Here is a 17,180-nt window from a genome sequence, read left to right on the forward strand (position 1 = left end):
CCGGGTCCTGGCTTCAGGCAGGACCGGCGCGGGCTATAGCCGCGGATCCTGCGTCAAGCGGCGCTTGCAGTCGTGTGTCGACTACATCCGTCGTTGTCCACATTGATCTCGGGTGAGTTGAAAGTGCCGGGAGTATATCGCTGACCTAGGGTAAACACCAGTAAAAATCCCGCGAAGTTGTAGAAGTACATTGAACTGGCAACTTTGGTCATTGAATTTGCAATGTAGCCTTGCTGCATGGCGGTGCGCTGCTACTGCGTCGTCCCATGCATCTGGAGTTTCGGCCCAACCGTAGTCGTCGAAGGCGGACGCAAGGCTGGGCCGCCATCATGTCTATTTGCCGCCTGGCTCTGCCCCGATAGATTCTCTAGCGAGTTGTTCCCGCTTCTCGATCAGGAAGTCCATCAACGCCCGGATCTTGGCCGGCATCTGCGCGCGCGAGGGCACGTAAAGGAAGAACCCTGGGAACGTCCTGCACCAGGGCGCCAGCACCCGCGCCAGCGAGCCCTCTGCCAGGTGATGTCGCACGCACAGATCGATGTGCTGCACCAGCCCCACCCCTTGCAGAGCGCCGCGCAACATGCTCTCGTCGTCATTGAAAACGGCATTGCCCTGCGGCTCGAACACCACCGTGCGCGCCTTGGCGTCCGGTGAAGTGAACGACCAACGGTCGATGGTTCCACTCGATGTGAATCGGTAGGCCAAGCAGTTGTGCCGCATCAGGTCAGCCGGCGTTTCGGGTATGCCGTGGCGCGCGAAGTAAGCTGGAGAACCAACGATGGCGTACTGAAGGGGAGGCGTGACCGGCACCGCCACCATCCCTTCATCCAGACTCTCACCCAGGCGTAAACCGGCATCCAACCCCTCGGCCACGATGTTGGTGAAGCCGTCGTCCATTACCAACTCTAATCGTAGCTTTGGGTAGCGCGCCAGAAGTTCGCCCATGTGCGGCTCGATCAGCAGCCGCGCTGCTATGCGCGACGAACTCAAGCGGATCAATCCCGATGGCTCGGCATGCGCCTCGCCCAATTCCGCCACTGCTCGCTCAATTGCGGTGAGCGCAGGTTGCAGAACGTCCAGCAGGCGCCGGCCTTCCTCGGTCAACGACATATCCCGCGTCGTGCGGTTGAGCAGCCGCACGTTCAGGCGCTGCTCCAGCCCCTTGAGGTGCTGCGACAGTGCGGCGCGCGTCACCTCCATCTCCGTCGCAGCCTTGGTAAAACTGCGATTTCTGGCGATATGGGCAAACCAAGTCAGGGATGAGGCGAGGGAGGGTTCAATCGGCATTTGTTTAGATTAACTAATCATTAATGTCTTGAAAAGCCTATTTATCAAATGCAATAGCGTCCTTACCATTGAATCCTGTCTATGTCGTCCAGCGACGATTTTTTCATTCCTGACTGGAGAACCTCATGCCCAATGTCTCGTTCAAGAACCTCAACGGCCAAGGCGTTACCATGGCCGCCATCATCAATTTCCCGGCCGGTTTCGATGAATCCAGGAAGTACCCGGCCGTCGTCGTCTCCCACCCTGGTGGCGGCGTGAAGGAGCAGGCCGCAGGTCTCTACGCCAAGAAACTCGCTGAGAGCGGCCTCATTACCATCGCCTTCGACCGCTCCTACCAGGGCGAAAGCACCGGCGAGCCGCGCCAGCTGGAGAACCCCTACATCAGCACCGAGGACGTTAGTGCCGTCATCGACTACCTGACCACGCTGCCTTACGTGGATCAGGACAGGATCGGCGCCATGGGCATCTGCGCTGGCGCGGGCTACAGCGCCAACGCCGCCATCAACGACCGCCGCATCAAGGCGCTGGGCATGGTAAGCGCGGTGAACATCGGCCAGATGTTCCGCAATGGCTGGGAGAACACGGTCAAGGACGCCGACGCGCTGCCTTACCTCGAAGCCGGCTCCGCGGCGCGCACGGCCGATGCGAACAACAGCGACATGGCCACCATTCCGCTGGCCCCGCTGAAGGAAGAAGACGCGCCCAATACCGAGTTGCGTGGCGCGTGGGAGTACTACCACACGCCGCGCTGCGAGCACCCCAACGCCCCAGGCTACACGCTGGCGCGCAATCTGACCCAGATCATCACTTACGACGCCTACAACAAGGCTGAAGCCTTCCTGACCCAGCCCGTCCTGGTCGTGGCCGGCAGCAAGGCCGGCAGCAAGTGGATGAGCGACGACCTGATCGCCCGCGCCGCCAGCACCGACAAGATGCTGCACATTGTCGAAGGCGCCGATCACATGGATCTGTACGACGTGCCCCGGTATGTGGACGAGGCCGTCTCGAAGCTGGCGCGGTTCTTCCAGGCCAAGCTGAAGTAAGCCACTGAAACCAAGGCACGATCCGGGGCAGATCGCGCCCCTCCTGTACCGAAAGGAGTTCAACATGAGCGCCATCCAAACCGTTACCTACCAGAACCTGGGCTGGGAATCCGCCGCCGACATCTACCTGCCCCTAGGCTTTGACGAGAGCAGGAAGTACCCCGCCATAGTCAGCACGCACCCCATCGGCAGTTGCAAGGAGCAGACCGCCGGCAACATTTACGCCAAGGGGCTGGCAGAAGCGGGCTTCGTAGTGCTGGTGCATGACGCCAGTTTCCAGGGCGCCAGCGGCGGCACGCCACGTTTCATCGAAGACCCGGCCATTCGCGTCTCCGACATCCGTTTCGCGGTGGACTACCTGCAATCGCTGCCCTACGTGGATGCCGAGCGCATCGGCGCCATCGGCGTGTGCGGCGGCGGTGCCTACACGGTACATGCCGGTATCACCGATCACCGCCTGAAGGCGCTGGTTTCGATCACGGGCGTGAACTATGGCCGGCTGATACGTGAGGGCTTCGCACAGTTCAAGCCGCGCGAACTAGCCGCCAATATTGCGCAGATGCGCACGGCCCAGGCCCAGGGCGCTGCCCGGTATGCAGCGAACCTGCTGCCGGAGTCAGTGGGTACCGCGAAGCAGGCCGGCATCACCGACATCGATGTGCTGGAGGCCACCGACTACTACAAGACCGCGCGCGGCCAGCAGCCCAATGGCGCCACCAGCCAGCTCATGTCGTTCAGCGGTGCGGCGATGGGTTGGGACGCTTTCCTGCACGCCGAGGTGCTGTTGACCCAGCCGCTGATGGTGGTGATCGGCGACAAGCCGGGCGGTTTCGGCGCTTTCCGCGACGGCTGGGAAATCTACAGCCGTGCCGCCTCGACGGACAAGCACATGGTTGTCGCCGAAGGCTGGTCGCACTACGACCTGTACGACAAACCCGAGCCCGTGGCTATCGCCATGAACAAGGTGGTGCCGTTCTTCAAGGACCGGCTCTGAAACAGCGGATGGGCGACCCCAGGAAACTGATCGGCCAGGAGCCCGCCAACGCCCAGGCGGCGGCGTGGCAACTGGTCGCTGAAGGCATGCACATGGTGTTGGTCGCGCGCCGTAAAGAGCGCATCGACACGCTGGCCGCCGGGCTGGGCAGCGCCGCCCGCGCCCTGGCCGGAGCCGGGCTCGCCAGGATGCACCCGAAACCGGATTCAGGTAGTATTCAGTTTCCTGTAAGAACGAGAGCAAGGCGGGCGCTCTATCCGTTTGCTGCCCCGGCAGCCAGAGCCGTCCGCCATTTATGACTGAAGACCCACCTTCTAGCAGGGCGCCGCAAGCAAGCCGGCGCCCGCTGCCCCATCTTCCTGCCACGGCCCGGGCGCGCAGCCCGCACGCCGATTCCATCCTCGCCGCCGCGGCCACGCCGCGCCTGGGTTGCCGCGCTCCGCCGCCAGCCTCCAGGCGCATTCGCGCCCACACTGAGCCTTCCGCCCGCGTCCGCGGCGCATTTCCCTTGATCCTGTCCGGCGCCACTTGGCGCGCGGTCCCGATTTGCATGGAATTTCGATGATTTTCGATTGGATGTCCGACCCCACCGCCTGGCTAGGCCTGGCGACCCTGGTCGTGCTTGAAATTGTGCTGGGTATCGACAACCTGGTGTTCATCGCCATCCTGGCGGACAAGCTGCCGCCCGCGCAGCGCAACCGCGCGCGCCTGATCGGCCTGACGCTGGCGATGGTCATGCGCCTGGGCCTGCTGGCGAGTATCGCGTGGGTGGTCACGCTGACCGAGCCCATGTTCACGCTGCTGGGAGCCGAAATCTCAGGCCGCGACCTGATCCTGATCCTGGGCGGCCTGTTCCTGCTGTTCAAGGGCACCATGGAACTACATGAGCGCGTGGAGGGCAGCGCCAGCCACGACCAGGGCCAGAAGCCGCAGCATGCGGTGTTCTGGCAGGTGATCCTGCAGATCGTGGTGCTGGACGCGGTGTTTTCGCTGGACTCGGTGATTACCGCCGTGGGCATGGTGCAAGACCTGAGCATCATGATGATCGCGGTGGTGGTGGCCATGGCCGTGATGATGCTGGCCAGCCGTCCGCTGATGGCCTTTGTCGGCCGCCACCCCACGGTGGTGATCCTGTGCCTGGGCCTGTTGCTGATGATCGGTTTCAGCCTGGTGGCCGAAGGCTTGGGCTTCCACGTGCCCAAGGGCTATCTGTACGCCGCCATCGGTTTCTCGATCCTGATCGAGCTGTGCAACCAGCTGGCGCGCCGCAACCGCGCCAAGGGCACGCACGCCCTGGGCCGCCGCCAGCGCACGGCGCAGGCCGTGCTGCGCTTGCTGCGCGCCGGCCGCGCCGGACAGGCGGGCGCGCAGGCCGACGAGGTGGCCGCGCTGGTCGACGGCGCGGAGGGCGAACCTGCCTTTGCTCCTGAGGAAAGCACCATGATCGAGCGCGTGCTTTCCATCGGCGGGCGGGACGTGCGCTCCATCATGGTGGCGCGCGGCGACATGGTCTGGCTGGACGTGGCCGATACCCCCGAGGCCATCGTGCGCAAGTTCGCCAGCGGTCACTCGCGTCTGCCGCTGTGCGCCGGCGATCCGGCCAATGTACTGGGCGTGCTGCACTTCAAGGACCTGCTGCCGCTGCTGCAGAATCCTGGCCCGATCGATCTGGTGGAACTGGCGCGCGAACCGCGCTACGTCATGGAAACCACGCCGGTTCTTAAGGTGCTTGACGAGCTGCGCGCCTCGCGCGACCACATGCTGATTGTGGTCGACGAGCATGGCGTGTGCGAGGGCCTGATCACGCCCATGGACGTGCTGACCGCCGTCGCGGGCGATCTGCCCGAGCACCAGGAAGACCAGCCCGAAGCCTTGCAACTGGCCGATGGATCCTGGCTGCTGGAGGGCCGGCTGGCGGTGGCGGAAGCCGCGCGCCTGCTAGACGCGCCGGCGTTGGCCGATGAGTATCCGGACGCAACCTTGGCGGGCTGCCTGCTGCGCGCGGGCGGACGGATTCCCGAGACGGGAGACTCGATCGCGTGGCGCGACTGGCGCTTCGAGGTCACCCGGCGCGATGGGCTGCGCATCGATCAGGTGCACGCCAGCCCGCTGCGGCAGGAGGCTGAGCAGGCGGGCTGACGCACGCCGCCGGTAATCGCTGTCCCTGGGGATGCCGCGAGGCATCCCTTTTTTCATGGGCTGTCACATGGCGGCGCAACAGCTTTCGCCGGGCTGAAATGGCATCGCGCGCCTCGGAAACCCGGCTTGGTGAAAGTAAAACTCTGTGCGAATATTGCGAAGGATTTCTCGACTTTTGATTTCGGCGTTCATTGTTGAAATCAGCGTTTCCGTACGGCGTGTCTTTGCATTTTGTTATCTCCAGCCGGGGTACATCGCATGGGCAGTACGAGTTCGGCATTCAAGAGAATCAGCGCAGCAGTAACCGCGGCCAGCAGCGTGCTGTTGGCGCGCGCAGTCGTGCTCTGCGCCGCACTGTCGTCGCCCACGGCGGCCTGGGCCACCGAAGGCGCGCTGGGACGTCAGATCACCGGCACCAACGTGCAGCCCAACGCAGGCATCGTGTCGCCGGAACCGATCTGGGCCGTCAACCTGTCGCAGATCTACCTGGACGGAAACATAGGCGGCAGCCGGGAAGTGCCTGTAGGAGGACGCACCTCGCTGGGCCTGGACGCCAAAGTCGCGTTCACGCTGGCCACTGTTCTCAAGACCTGGGACACCGGGCCCGGACGTTGGAACTTCGCCTCCAGTTTCACCTTGCCCTACGTCTGGACCAAGGTGAACTCCACCGTGATGGGCTCCGGAGGACGGAGCGCCGGCCAAAGCGATACCGCGTCGAACCTGTTCGACCTGTATTTCTCGCCCATCATCGCGGGCTACCACTTTTCCGAAACCTCGCACATGGCGCTCAGCCTGAATATCTGGGCGCCCACCGGCAAATACAACGCCGACGATATGGCCAACCCCAGCCTGAACAACTGGACCTTCATTCCGCAGGTGGCGTACACCAAGATATTCCCGGACTCGGGCTTTCAATTCGATACCGTGGCGGGCATCCAGTTCTATACCCGCAACAACGCCACCGATTACCGCAACGCGCCGCTGTTCAGCATGGACCTGATGGGTCGCAAGGTATTCAGCAATGGCGTCAGCGCGGGTCTGATCCTGGGCACCATCCAGCAGCTGGGCAACGATTCCGGACCGACCGCGGACCGGCTCAACGGTTTCAAGGGACACGATTGGGCGCTGGGTCCCATCGTGACCTATGACAGGAAGCTGGCGGACAAGCGCTCCCTGTCCCTCAGCCTGCGTTGGGTGCCCACGATCAGTAGCACGAACCGTCTGGACAGCAACGACACGGTTATGGCGACCGCGACGCTGGTGTTCTGAACGTCAGCACGATTTCAAGGGGGCTGTCAGCCCCGGGCGCGGCCCCGCCGCTCCTGAACCGCTAGCTTTCGGGTGATTGAAATGGCAAAGCAAACACAAGGGAAAACACGCTACGCCGGGGCATTGCTGCTGGCCGGCGTGGTGTTGGGCGCGGGCGCGAGCACCGCTTATGTGGTCATGGGCAAGGACGGCCCGCCGGCAGCCGTCAAGGTGGTGCTGGGCGACGGCAAGAGCGGCCCAGCCGGCATGGCCTGGGTGCCGGGGCGCGAATTCCTGATGGGCAGCAGCCACAAGCTGGCGCAGCCCAACGAGATGCCGGCGCACAAGGTGTCGGTCAGCGGCTTCTGGATGGACGTCAACGATGTGACCAACGCGCAGTTCCGCCGCTTCGTCGAAGCCACGGGCTACGTCACGACCGCCGAGCAAAAGCCCAAATGGGAGGACCTGCAGGTCCAACTGCCGCCCGGTACGCCGCGTCCCGACGAGCGCCTGCTGGTGCCCGGCGCCATGGTGTTCGTCGGCACCGAGAGCGAAGTGTCGTTGCGCGACTATTCGCGCTGGTGGCGCTATGTGCCTGGCGCCAATTGGCGTCATCCGCAAGGGCCGGGCAGCTCCATCGCCGGCAAGGACGACCATCCGGTCGTGCAGGTGTCATATCAGGACGCGGCAGCCTATGCCAAATGGGCCGGCAAGCGCCTGCCCACGGAATCGGAATGGGAGATGGCCGCGCGCGGCGGGCTGGAGCAGGCCACCTATGCCTGGGGCGAGGAACTGCTGCCACAGGGCAAGCCCATGGCCAATATCTGGGACACACAGCAACCGCAGCCATTCCCGGTGGTGAAGGATGAGAAGGTGCAGGTCGGCACCATGCCGGTGGGCAGCTTCTCGCCCAACGGCTATGGCCTGTACGACATGGCGGGCAATGTGTGGCAATGGACCGCCGACTGGTATCGTGCCGACGCCTTCAAGATCCAGGCGCAATACCGCCAGCCGCCCGCCAACCCCGCAGGGCCGGCCGACAGCTACGACCCGGACGATGGCATCGTCCCGCCGGGCGCGCCCAAGCGCGTGACGCGCGGCGGCTCATTCCTGTGCAGCGACACCTATTGCATCAGCTACCGCACCAGCGCCCGGCGCGGCACGGACCCGATGAACGGCATGTCGCACCTGGGATTCCGCACCGTCATGACGCCTGAACAATGGAAACTGGCCCAGACCGCCAGGAACGGCGTCGCCAGCCGCTAGCGCGAAATGCCATCCGTCACTCAGGAGGGGGAATGACCACGAGCAACCGCGACAGCATCCTGGAACTGGAGCGCGCCATCGCGCGCTCGGTGCTGGGCCAGGGCGCCGTCATACGTGAAGTATTGCTGGGCCTGTTGGCTGACGGCCATCTGCTGCTGGAAAGCCTGCCCGGGCTGGCCAAGACGCGCACCGTCAAGACCCTGGCCCAACATCTGGCCGCTGCCATGAGCCGCATCCAGTTCACGCCCGATCTGCTGCCTTCGGACATTACCGGCGCCGAGGTGCTGCAGCAGGATGCGCAAGGCAATAGCCGCATCCAGTTCCAGCAGGGGCCGCTGTTCGGCAACCTGATCCTGGCCGACGAGATCAACCGCGCGCCGGCCAAGGTGCAGGCCGCGCTGCTGGAGGCCATGGAAGAGCGGCAGATCACCGTGGCGGGTACCACCCACCGCATGCCGCGCCTCTTCATGGTGCTGGCCACCCAGAATCCGATAGAACAGGAGGGCACCTATCCCTTGCCCGAGGCGCAGATGGACCGCTTCATCATGAAGGTCGTGCTGGACTATCCCGACCCCGACAGCGAAAGGCAGATGCTGGCCATGCTGCGCGGCGAGTCGCGCCAGGACCCGGGCGCCGATTCCGCGCCGCTGACGCAGGAAGCCTTGTTCGCCTGCCGCGCCGATATCGATCGGGTGCATGTGTCCGAGGCGCTGGACCAGTACCTGGTGGACCTGGTCAATGCCACGCGCCATCCGGCCGGGCAGGACGCCGATCTCGCGCGCTGGATCCAGGTCGGCGCCAGCCCGCGCGGCGCGATCGCGCTGGACAAGGTGGCGCGCGCCCACGCCTGGCTGTCGGGACAGGATTACGCCTCGCCTGACGACGTGCGCAGCGTGGCCAGGCCGGTGCTGCGGCATCGTCTGCATCTGTCCTATGACGCGGTGGCCGACGGCGTGTCGGCTGACCAGGTGATAGACAAACTGCTGGACACCGTCGCGGTGCCGGCCTGAATCCGCCATGCTCTCAGCCGCTCCTTCCCCCGAAGTTCAGGTCCGCATCACGGACCTGATGGCGCTGGAACCCGCCGCGCGCGGCCTGGGGTTCTTCAGCCGCCAGCCTGTGCGCAGCATACTGGCCGGCCAACATGGTTCGCGCCTGCGCGGGCGCGGGCTGGACTTCGAAGAGCTGCGGCGCTACCTACCGGGAGACGACCTGCGGCAGCTGGATTGGCGCGCCTCGCAGCGCCTGGGCAAGCCCTATGTGCGCACCTACAGCGAGGAGCGCGACCGTCCGGTGCTGCTGGTGGTGGACCAGCGCATGGGCATGTATTTCGGTTCGGTGCGCAGCTTCAAGTCGGTGGTGGCTGCGCGCGTCGCGGCACTCTCTGCCTGGATGGCCTATCAGGCGGGCGACCGCGTGGGCGGCCTGGTGTTCAGCGACGCGGGCATCGACAGCGTGCGCCCGCTGCGCAGCCGAGAACGCATCCAGGCGCTGTTCGCCGCCATCGCGCGGCGCAACCAGTCCATGGGCGCCGATCGGCCTGATGTGGACGCGTCTGGCCGGCTGAATGAAGCTCTGCAAGGCGCGCTGGCGCATGCGCCGCACGATTGCCTGGTGTGCGTGGTCAGCGACTTCGCTGGCGCCGACGATACGAGCTTGCGGCTGTTGCGCAGCCTGGCCGCGCACAACGACGTGGTGGCCACGCTGGTGTATGACCCGCTGGCGCTGCGCCTGCCTTTGCGCGGCCGGCTGGTGGTGACACAAGGCGAACTGCAGGTCGAGGTGGCGGCGGATCGCAAGCAGGTGCGCGAGCCGCTGTCGGACTTCTTTTCGGGACGACTGCACGACGTGGCCGAGTTGCTGCGACGCAGCCGCGTGCCGCTGCTGTCCATCGACACGGCGGACGACACCGTGGCGCAGTTGCGCCGCGAACTGGGTCGGCAGGCGAACCGGGCGCAAGCCAGGGGCAGGGCATGAACGCCGACGCCGCGCCGTCCATCGAACAGCTGCGGCAGCTTCCGCTGCCCGCGCCGGTCAGCTATTGGCCGCAGACCTGGGGCTGGCTGGTCCTGCTGGCCGCGGTGCTGGCGCTGGCCGGATGGGCTGCATGGCGGATTGCGCGCGGCCGCAGGCGCAATCGCTACCGCCGCGAAGGCCTGCGCATGCTGGAGGCCCTGCGGCGGGAAACGCAGTCGGACCCGCTGGCCGCGCGCGCGCTGCCGGAACTGCTCAAGCGCGTCGGATTGTCCTCGGTGGCAGAAACCGACAGGGCCAGGGTGGGCGCCTTGCAGGGCGCGGAGTGGGTGGCCTTCATGGACGACGGCATGGCCGTGTTTCCTCCCGACGCCGGCGTCTTGCTAAGAGCGTTGGCCTATGCGCCGCCGCACACCTTGCGGGCCATCGACCCCGCGCTCGTGCGGAACTTGTTCACCGCCAGCCGGCAATGGATGGAGCGTCACCATGTGGCGGCTTGAGTATCCCTGGTTGCTGGCGCTGCTGCCGCTGGGTTGGCTGGCGTACCGCTATCTGCCGCCATATGTGCAGCGCCGCAGCGCGGTGCGCATTCCGTTCTTCGAATCGGTGGCGCGCAGCACCGGCCAGACGCCGCAGCGCCCCGGCGTGCGCGGCGACCGCTGGCAACTGGCCTTGAACGCGCTGGTTTGGCTGCTGCTGATCCTTGCCCTGGCACGGCCCGAGCGGGTCGAACCGCCGCTGGAACATCGCCAGCCGGTGCGCGACCTGCTGCTGGCCATCGACATCTCGCAATCCATGGAGACCGAGGATTTCGTGGCGCCGGACGGCCGCCGCGAGGACCGCCTGAGCGGCGTGAAAGCGGTGGTGGCCGATTTCATCGACCGCCGCCAGGACGACCGGCTCGGCCTGATCGTGTTCGGCACCGCGGCCTATCCGCAGGCGCCCCTGACCCAGGACCACGCCACGCTCAAACTGCTGCTGGATCAGGTCAGCACGCGCATGGCCGGACCCAACACCGCCATCGGCGATGCCATCGGCGTGGCGATCAAGCAATTCGAGCACGCCGGCGAACATGACCAGGTGCTGATCCTGCTGACGGATGGCAACGACACCGGCAGCGCCGTGCCGCCCGACCGCGCGGCGTCCATGGCAGCCGCGCGCCATATCGTGGTGCACACCGTCGGCATCGGCGATCCGCAGGCGGAAGGCGAGGAAAAGGTCGATTTCGATGCCTTGCGTGCAATCGCCGCCAAGACCGGGGGCCGTTTCTTTCCGGCGCAGGACCAGGCATCGCTGCGGCAGGTCTACGCCGAGCTGGACCGCATCACGCCGCACGAGGTCCGCGAGCTGCGCCATCAGCCCAAGCAGGATTTCTTCTGGGTGCCGCTGGGCCTGGCGCTGTTGCTGCTGGCGGGCTGGCATCTCGCGGCCGCGCTGCGCGGCTGGCGCCACGGCGCCAAGCCGCAAGGCGATGCAAGCGTGGAGGAGGGCCGATGGAAGTCGATCTGAGCGCCTTCCATTTCCTGCGTCCCTGGTGGCTGCTGGCGATTCCGGCCGCGGCCTTGCTGCTATGGCGGCGGCGGGACGAGGACGGCCAGCTCGGATGGCGCAGCAATATCGCGCCAGCGCTGCTGCCGTACCTGACCCTGCGCACGCAAGGCAGCCGCGGGCCGCGTCCCGCGCAGATGCTGGCCGCCTTGCTGGCGCTGGGGGGCATCGCCGCGGCGGGGCCGACGTGGCAGCAGGACCGCCCGGCCTTCCTGGACAATCTCGCGCCCCTGATCGCGGCGGTGGACCTGTCGCCATCGATGGACGCGGCCGATCTGCCGCCCAGCCGGCTGGAGGCCGCCAAACGCAAGCTGCGCGATCTGCTGAAACGGCGCGCCGGCGCCAAGACGGGCCTGATCGCCTACGCGGGCTCCGCGCACCTGGTGCTGCCGCCCACCGACGATCCCGCGCTACCCGACATGTTCGTGCAGGCCCTGTCCACCGGACTCATAGCCGCGCCGGGCAAGGACGCTGCCGGCGCCATCGCCCTGGCGGCGAGTCTGCTGCAGTCCGGCGAGGCGGGCGGCACCTTGCTGCTGGTGACGGACGGCGCAGACACCGGACAGTTGGCCGAGATCGAGCGCCTGGCCCGAGCCAGTTCCTTCCAGATACTGGTGTGGGCTGTGGGCACCCGCGACGGCGGCGTGGTGCGCGACGCCCGCGGCCAGCCTCGCATCGATGCACAGGGCAGGCCGGTGCTGGGGCATTTCGACGAGGACGCCCTGAAACAGCTGGCGCAGGCCGCCCGCGCACCGCTGGGCAGCCTGACCTTGAACGATGACGACCTGGACTGGGTGACGCTGCACGCCGAGCGCCACTACCAGGAGGTCCAGGACGCGGACAAGCTGCTGCATTGGAAGGACGCGGGCTATTGGCTGTGCTGGCCGCTGGCGCTATTGGCGCTGCTGTCGCTGCGGCGCGGCTGGAACATCAACTGGACGGCCTGCCTGCTGCTGACCGTCATGGCCGCGCTGTACACGCCTCGGGTGGACGCCGGCCCGCTGGCCGACGCCTTCTTCACGCCCGATCAGCAAGGCCGCTGGGCCTATGAGCACAAACGCTATGCCGAAGCCGCGGCCTTGTACGCAGATCCTTACTGGAAGGGCCGCGCCGCCTACGACGCGGGCGAGTACCAGGCAGCGTTGGCGGCGTTCGCGAAACTGGATACGCCCGAAGGCTACTTCTATCTGGGCAATACCCAAGTCCGGCTGCGCAGCTACGATGCGGCGCTCGCGGCGTATGACCAGGCGCTGCGCCTGCGGCCGGACTTCAGCGCAGCGCGCGACAACCGCGAGCTGGTCGCCAGGCTGATCGCCGCCGCCGAAAGCGAGCAACAGGACGACGATTCGGAGAAGCCCGACGAAACCCGCGTGGACAGCAACAAGAGCACGGGCAAGATGATGCGGACCACGGTGCCGGAGGCCGCATCCGACGAGGTCTGGCTGCGCAACCTGAGCCTGTCGCCTGCCGGCTTCCTGAAGCAGAAGTTCGCCATCGAGGACGCGCGCAAGGCCGCGCCCGCGCAGGGGAAGCAGCCATGATCCGCTGCCATGCCGCGCTGTTGCGCCACCTGGGCCTGCTGCTGTTGTTGCAGCTGGGGCTGTACGCCGGCATGGCACGCGCCCAGTCCGCGGATGAGGGGCCGCAACTGCGCGCCGAAGCCCGCATGGCGGTGTCCGGCGACCTGATGGCGGGCGCCACGTCCATCCTGCAGGTCGACGTGCTGACTTCGACCTGGTTCACCCAGCCGCCGCAGCTTCCCGCCCTGGATATACCGGGCGCGCTGGTCTCGGGGCCGTCGGGACAGGCCAGCATCATCCGGACCTCGATTGGCGGCGTTGCGTACAGCGGACTGCGCTTTTCGTATCTGATCAGTCCGCAAACGGCGGGTACCCTGCAGGTGCCGGCCATCCACGTCAGCGCGCAGGTGGGGCAGGCGTCCGCGCCGTTGGCCGCGCAGACGCGCCCGCTGGAGGTGCGCGCCGCTGGGCCGCCGGGCGGCATCGCCGGGCGCTCCCTGGCGGCAAGCGCGGTCAAGGCGACCCAGCAGATCCGCTATACGGCCGAGCCTCCCGCCGTGGGCGACCACGTCAGTCGCGTCATCACCATAGAGGCGCAGGGCGCGCAGGCCATGCTGATTCCGCCGCCGGCCATGGCGGCCGTACCGGGCCTCAAGCTCTACCCGTCGGAGCCCGAGTTGACACAGCTTTCCGACAACCGCGGCGGCTTCCTGGGCGGACGACGGGTGGATCGCCTGGATTATGTGATCGAACGTGGCGGCGCCTTCGAGCTGCCCGCGGTGGAGATCCGTTGGTGGAACATCGCGGCCAACAAGGAAGAGCGCGTGGCGCTGCCGGCGCAACGCTTCGAGGCGCAGGCCGGCGCCGCCTACCAGACGCCATTCTCGGTCGAACAGGACCTGCGGGACATGGGCCGGCAGGTGCAGGTGCGTATCCCGGGAGGGTGGCTGGCGCTGGCCGCCGGGGCGGCGCTCGCGGCGCTGGCCTGGTGGCTGGGCGCGCCCTGGCTGCGGCGGGCAATTGCCCGGCTGCGCGCCGGCTTGCGGGCGCGGCGCGCACAGTGGCGCGCGTCCGAACCCTATGCCGCGATGACGCTGCGCCGCCTGCTGGCGCAACCCCAGCCGCGCCTGGACGCGCTTTACGTCTGGCTGCGGCGCGCTGCTGGGGCAGCCACGGTTGCACAGGCGACGGCTGGCCTGGAATCTGCGCTGTGGCGGACCGGGACGGACGCGCTGCGAGCCATCTATGGCCGCGATCCTGACGCGACGCTGGGCTGGCGCGGCTTGCGCGGGGTGTTTCCACGGTGGCGCCGCGCCTTGGTCGCCCGGGCGAGGCCGGCCGAAGCGCATGGTCTGCTGCCTCTGAATCCCCGGCCAACGGAATCCTCACGCGGACGCGCAGGCATCGCGTCCGGCGAACCTCCAGGAGATCTCCCATGACGACGCCTTTGATGGTCCGGCGCTGGTTCGCGCTGCTGATCCTGTTGCTGCTGGCCAGCGTGGCGCGCGCGCAGACGCCGTTGCCTTCCTGGAACGAGGGCCCCTCGCGACAGGCCATACTCAGCTTTGTGCAAGCCGTCACGGCCGAGGGCGGCCCGGACTACGTGGCGCCAGCCGACCGCATTGCCGTGTTCGACAACGACGGCACGCTATGGAGCGAGCAGCCCATGTACTTTCAGCTGATTTTCGCGCTGGACCAGCTCAAGGTCATGGCGCCCCAGCATCCTGAATGGACGACGGAGCAGCCCTACAAGGCCGCGATCGAAGGCGACCGCCAGGCGCTGGCCGCGGCGGGCACGGAGGGACTGCTGAAGATCGTCGGCGCCACGCACACCAATATGACGACGCAGGCCTTCAGCGCCGAGGTCAGGCAATGGATCAAGACCGCCCGCCATCCGCGCTTCAAGCAGCCTTACACCAGCATGATCTACGCGCCGATGCTGGAGCTGCTGGACTACCTGCGCAGCAACGGCTTCAAGACCTACATCGTGTCCGGCGGCGAAGTGGAATTCATGCGGGCCTGGGCGCAAAACGTCTACGGCATTCCGCCCGAACAGGTGATAGGCACCACCTTCGTCACCGAATTCCAGATGCAGGACGGCAAGCCCGTGCTGATGCGCACGCCCAAGCTCGACTTCAACGACGACGGCCCAGGCAAGCCGGTGGCCATCAACAAGTTCATCGGCCGCCAGCCCATCTTTGCCTTCGGCAATTCGGATGGCGATCTGCAGATGCTGCAATGGACGGCGGCCGGCAGCGGCAAGCGCTTCGCCGGCCTGGTGCACCACACCGACGCGAAGCGCGAATGGGCCTATGACCGCGAGTCCAGGATAGGCCGTCTCGACAAGGCGTTGGATGAAGCGGAACAACAGGGTTGGGTAATCGTGGACATGGCAAAGGAGTGGAGAAGGGTATACGCATTTGAAACACAGTGATTCGTTTACGTGACTGGGAACCGCCCGCAAGGGTCAGGAGAAAGCGATGAACGCAAGAAAACTGTTGAGCGCGGCGCTCTTCGCCGCAGCCGGGCTCACGGCCCTGGGCAGCGCGCAGGCGCAAACCCAGACGCCGCCGGCCCAAGGCCAGGCGGCAGCATCGGACAAGAAGCCGAACATCCTGGTGATCTTCGGCGACGACATCGGGCAGGCGAACATCAGCGCCTACACGCACGGGGTCGTGGGCTACACCACGCCCAACATCGACCGGATCGCCAAGGAGGGCGTGCTGTTCACGGACTATTACGCCGAGAACAGCTGCACGGCGGGTCGTTCGTCCTTCATCACCGGACAGTCGCCGCTGCGCACCGGGCTGTCCAAGGTCGGCATGCCTGGCGCCACCGTCGGACTGCAGAAGGGTGATATCACCATCGCCGAAGCCTTGAAGGCGCAGGGCTACACCACGGCGCAATTTGGCAAGAACCACCTGGGCGACCGGGACGAATACCTGCCGACACGCCACGGCTTCGACGAGTTCTTCGGCAACCTCTATCACCTGAACGCCGAGGAGGAACCCGAGCGCCCGTACTGGCCCAAGGACCCCAACGATCCCTACGTCAAGAACTTCTCGCCGCGCGGCGTGATCAAGGCCACGGCCGACGGCAAAGTGCAAGATACCGGCGCGCTCACCACCAAGCGCATGGAAACCATCGACGACGAAACGGTGGGCGCGGCGATCGACTACATCGACAAGCATGGCAAGTCCGACAAGCCGTTCTTCGTGTGGATGAACACCACGCGCATGCACATCTACACCCACATCCGGCCGGAACATAAAGGCAAGAGCGGCATGCCGGGCAACGACTACGCCGACGGCATGTGGGAGCATGACCAGGACGTGGGCAAGCTGTTGAAGAAGCTGGACGACATGGGCATCGCCGACAACACCATCGTCGTCTACACCACCGACAACGGCCCCAACGCCTTCACCTGGCCGGACGCCGCTACCACGCCGTTCCGCAGCGAGAAGGACTCCAACTGGGAAGGCGCGTTCCGCGTGCCGGCCATGGTCCGCTGGCCGGGCAAGATTCCCGCGGGGGAAATCAAGCGCGGCATCGTGTCCGGCATGGACTGGTTCCCGACCCTGTTGGCCGCCACCGGCGACGCCAACGTCAAGGAACGGCTGCTGGACGGCTGGGCGCCGCAGGCGGGCGGCACCAAGTTCAAGGTGCACCTGGACGGCTACAACCAGTTGGCCTACCTGACCGGCAAGCAGGACAAGAGCGCGCGCGACGACTTCTATTACTTCAATGACGACGGCCTGCTGGTCGGCGCGCGTTGGGGCGACTGGAAGGCGGTGTTCTGCGAACAACGGGCGCCGGGCAACCTCAACATCTGGCAGAACCCCTTCGTCTGCCTGCGTCTGCCCAAGATCTACAACCTGCGCATGGATCCCTACGAACGCGCCGACATCACGTCGGACCAGTACAACGACTGGCTGGCCAAGAACGCCTATCTGACGGCGATCGCGACCATGAAGGCTTCCGCGTTCCTGGAGACGTTCCTCAAGTATCCGCCCAGCCAACGGCCTGCCAGCTTCAGCGTGGACCAGGTTCAGGAAAGGGTGAACAAGGCCATGGAGGAACACTTCGAAGAGGTCGATAAGCAGAAGTCGAAGTAAAGCCGGTTCCGGCGCGAGCCGGCGCAGGACCGGGCGGCGCCTGTCG

The 17,180-nt window shown here is 66.1% G+C and carries 15 protein-coding genes; 14 read left to right on the forward strand and 1 reads right to left on the reverse strand.

Features of this window, described 5'->3' with window-relative positions:
* Positions 1–333: 333 nt before the first annotated feature.
* Positions 334–1,287: a LysR family transcriptional regulator gene (locus tag AC6LKD_RS19950; protein ID WP_498117240.1), complete on the reverse strand. Its 954-nt coding sequence runs from the start codon at positions 1,285–1,287 to the stop codon at positions 334–336.
* 125 nt (positions 1,288–1,412) lie between these two features.
* Here AC6LKD_RS19950 and AC6LKD_RS19955 point away from each other — a divergent pair, with 125 nt between their 5' ends.
* The 14 genes from AC6LKD_RS19955 to AC6LKD_RS20020 all read left to right on the forward strand — a co-directional run bounded on the left by AC6LKD_RS19955 (position 1,413) and on the right by AC6LKD_RS20020 (position 17,134).
* The gene (locus tag AC6LKD_RS19955) at positions 1,413–2,330 is read left to right on the forward strand and encodes an alpha/beta hydrolase (protein WP_498117241.1); all 918 of its coding nucleotides are present in this window, start codon (positions 1,413–1,415) and stop codon (positions 2,328–2,330) included.
* 64 nt (positions 2,331–2,394) lie between these two features.
* Positions 2,395–3,324, forward strand: a complete 930-nt coding sequence (locus AC6LKD_RS19960) for an alpha/beta hydrolase (RefSeq protein ID WP_498117242.1) — start codon at positions 2,395–2,397, stop codon at positions 3,322–3,324.
* 8 nt (positions 3,325–3,332) lie between these two features.
* Complete coding sequence (locus tag AC6LKD_RS19965) at positions 3,333–3,623, forward strand: hypothetical protein (RefSeq protein ID WP_498117243.1); 291 nt, start codon at positions 3,333–3,335, stop codon at positions 3,621–3,623.
* 262 nt (positions 3,624–3,885) lie between these two features.
* On the forward strand, positions 3,886–5,463 hold the full coding sequence (locus AC6LKD_RS19970; RefSeq protein WP_013393862.1) for a TerC family protein: 1,578 nt from the start codon (positions 3,886–3,888) through the stop codon (positions 5,461–5,463).
* A 258-nt stretch (positions 5,464–5,721) separates the two neighbouring features.
* Positions 5,722–6,732: a SphA family protein gene (locus AC6LKD_RS19975; RefSeq protein ID WP_498117244.1), complete on the forward strand. Its 1,011-nt coding sequence runs from the start codon at positions 5,722–5,724 to the stop codon at positions 6,730–6,732.
* Between the two features lie 81 nt (positions 6,733–6,813).
* The gene (locus AC6LKD_RS19980) at positions 6,814–7,977 is read left to right on the forward strand and encodes a formylglycine-generating enzyme family protein (protein ID WP_013393860.1); all 1,164 of its coding nucleotides are present in this window, start codon (positions 6,814–6,816) and stop codon (positions 7,975–7,977) included.
* A 32-nt stretch (positions 7,978–8,009) separates the two neighbouring features.
* Positions 8,010–8,987: an AAA family ATPase gene (locus AC6LKD_RS19985; protein ID WP_498117245.1), complete on the forward strand. Its 978-nt coding sequence runs from the start codon at positions 8,010–8,012 to the stop codon at positions 8,985–8,987.
* A 7-nt stretch (positions 8,988–8,994) separates the two neighbouring features.
* Positions 8,995–9,954 carry a DUF58 domain-containing protein gene (locus AC6LKD_RS19990; RefSeq protein ID WP_498117246.1) on the forward strand — a complete coding sequence of 320 codons (960 nt, stop codon included), beginning with the start codon at positions 8,995–8,997 and terminating at the stop codon, positions 9,952–9,954.
* Positions 9,951–10,451, forward strand: coding sequence for a DUF4381 domain-containing protein (locus tag AC6LKD_RS19995; RefSeq protein WP_498117247.1), 501 nt, complete (start codon positions 9,951–9,953; stop codon positions 10,449–10,451). Before AC6LKD_RS19990 ends, AC6LKD_RS19995 begins: the two co-directional genes overlap by 4 nt.
* Positions 10,438–11,460, forward strand: a complete 1,023-nt coding sequence (locus AC6LKD_RS20000) for a vWA domain-containing protein (protein ID WP_498117248.1) — start codon at positions 10,438–10,440, stop codon at positions 11,458–11,460. Before AC6LKD_RS19995 ends, AC6LKD_RS20000 begins: the two co-directional genes overlap by 14 nt.
* Positions 11,445–13,040: a vWA domain-containing protein gene (locus AC6LKD_RS20005; protein WP_498117249.1), complete on the forward strand. Its 1,596-nt coding sequence runs from the start codon at positions 11,445–11,447 to the stop codon at positions 13,038–13,040. The genes AC6LKD_RS20000 and AC6LKD_RS20005 overlap by 16 nt, the downstream gene beginning before the upstream one ends.
* Positions 13,037–14,458 carry a BatD family protein gene (locus AC6LKD_RS20010; RefSeq protein WP_498117250.1) on the forward strand — a complete coding sequence of 474 codons (1,422 nt, stop codon included), beginning with the start codon at positions 13,037–13,039 and terminating at the stop codon, positions 14,456–14,458. The genes AC6LKD_RS20005 and AC6LKD_RS20010 overlap by 4 nt, the downstream gene beginning before the upstream one ends.
* Complete coding sequence (locus tag AC6LKD_RS20015; RefSeq protein WP_498117251.1) at positions 14,455–15,453, forward strand: HAD family hydrolase; 999 nt, start codon at positions 14,455–14,457, stop codon at positions 15,451–15,453. Before AC6LKD_RS20010 ends, AC6LKD_RS20015 begins: the two co-directional genes overlap by 4 nt.
* A gap of 46 nt (positions 15,454–15,499) precedes the next feature.
* Complete coding sequence (locus AC6LKD_RS20020) at positions 15,500–17,134, forward strand: arylsulfatase (RefSeq protein ID WP_498117252.1); 1,635 nt, start codon at positions 15,500–15,502, stop codon at positions 17,132–17,134.
* The last annotated feature ends 46 nt before the right edge of the window (positions 17,135–17,180 follow it).

It is taken from the genome of Achromobacter sp. D7-1 (assembly GCF_059760445.1).

Excerpts from the sequence above, each read along its gene's own strand:
- AC6LKD_RS19950 (WP_498117240.1), bottom strand. The coding sequence starts at position 1,287 with ATGCCGATTGAACCCTCCCTCGCCTCATCCCTGACTTGGTTTGCCCAT.
- AC6LKD_RS19955 (WP_498117241.1), top strand. The coding sequence starts at position 1,413 with ATGCCCAATGTCTCGTTCAAGAACCTCAACGGCCAAGGCGTTACCATG.
- AC6LKD_RS19960 (WP_498117242.1), top strand. The coding sequence starts at position 2,395 with ATGAGCGCCATCCAAACCGTTACCTACCAGAACCTGGGCTGGGAATCC.
- AC6LKD_RS19965 (WP_498117243.1), top strand. The coding sequence starts at position 3,333 with ATGGGCGACCCCAGGAAACTGATCGGCCAGGAGCCCGCCAACGCCCAG.
- AC6LKD_RS19970 (WP_013393862.1), top strand. The coding sequence starts at position 3,886 with ATGATTTTCGATTGGATGTCCGACCCCACCGCCTGGCTAGGCCTGGCG.
- AC6LKD_RS19975 (WP_498117244.1), top strand. The coding sequence starts at position 5,722 with ATGGGCAGTACGAGTTCGGCATTCAAGAGAATCAGCGCAGCAGTAACC.
- AC6LKD_RS19980 (WP_013393860.1), top strand. The coding sequence starts at position 6,814 with ATGGCAAAGCAAACACAAGGGAAAACACGCTACGCCGGGGCATTGCTG.
- AC6LKD_RS19985 (WP_498117245.1), top strand. The coding sequence starts at position 8,010 with ATGACCACGAGCAACCGCGACAGCATCCTGGAACTGGAGCGCGCCATC.
- AC6LKD_RS19990 (WP_498117246.1), top strand. The coding sequence starts at position 8,995 with ATGCTCTCAGCCGCTCCTTCCCCCGAAGTTCAGGTCCGCATCACGGAC.
- AC6LKD_RS19995 (WP_498117247.1), top strand. The coding sequence starts at position 9,951 with ATGAACGCCGACGCCGCGCCGTCCATCGAACAGCTGCGGCAGCTTCCG.
- AC6LKD_RS20000 (WP_498117248.1), top strand. The coding sequence starts at position 10,438 with ATGTGGCGGCTTGAGTATCCCTGGTTGCTGGCGCTGCTGCCGCTGGGT.
- AC6LKD_RS20005 (WP_498117249.1), top strand. The coding sequence starts at position 11,445 with ATGGAAGTCGATCTGAGCGCCTTCCATTTCCTGCGTCCCTGGTGGCTG.
- AC6LKD_RS20010 (WP_498117250.1), top strand. The coding sequence starts at position 13,037 with ATGATCCGCTGCCATGCCGCGCTGTTGCGCCACCTGGGCCTGCTGCTG.
- AC6LKD_RS20015 (WP_498117251.1), top strand. The coding sequence starts at position 14,455 with ATGACGACGCCTTTGATGGTCCGGCGCTGGTTCGCGCTGCTGATCCTG.
- AC6LKD_RS20020 (WP_498117252.1), top strand. The coding sequence starts at position 15,500 with ATGAACGCAAGAAAACTGTTGAGCGCGGCGCTCTTCGCCGCAGCCGGG.